General features: G+C 55.5%; 1 protein-coding gene and 1 pseudogene. Both read right to left on the reverse strand.

The features are described 5' to 3' along the window. Positions 1–200: pseudogene (locus EN993_RS36760) on the reverse strand (hypothetical protein); the annotation flags it as partial. A gap of 75 nt (positions 201–275) precedes the next feature. After that, positions 276–380, reverse strand: coding sequence for a DUF982 domain-containing protein (locus EN993_RS36765; RefSeq protein WP_245469096.1), 105 nt, complete (start codon positions 378–380; stop codon positions 276–278). Positions 381–409 lie beyond the last annotated feature (29 nt).

Here is a 409-nt window from a genome sequence, read left to right on the forward strand (position 1 = left end):
ACCATGGGCAACCCGCGTGTCGATGCCATCTCGACCACCAGTTCTTCGATAGCTTGGTCGGAAAGGCGGGTCTGCAGTATCGTACGAATCCGCTTGACCAGTTCGTGCACCGGCAAAGGCAAGAGATCCTCGGCATCATCGATAAGCCGACTGACTTCGATCACAACGTCAGCATCGATGTCGCTCGGCAAATTTCGCATATGCCATCTCCGATCGAGGTAAATATTGCCGGTCTACCTGCCCGTTGTCGAGAGGTGCGATGTTCCGCTTCGACCTCAGTCGCTGCGTAGGATTTTCGCTTCTAACGCCGCTACAACGAAGGCCCGTCTCGCTACCGGCGGCTGAGCTTCACCACGCAGAACCTGAAGACATGCATCCATGGCCAGTTTTCGCTTGTTCGTCTGATGCT

Origin of the sequence: Mesorhizobium sp. M7D.F.Ca.US.004.01.2.1 (assembly GCF_003997785.1) — a bacterium.
GTDB lineage: Bacteria > Pseudomonadota > Alphaproteobacteria > Rhizobiales > Rhizobiaceae > Mesorhizobium > Mesorhizobium loti.

What these genes read in the sequence shown, in the direction of transcription:
- EN993_RS36765 (WP_245469096.1), bottom strand. Translation starts at nt 380, where the DNA reads ATGGATGCATGTCTTCAGGTTCTGCGTGGTGAAGCTCAGCCGCCGGTA.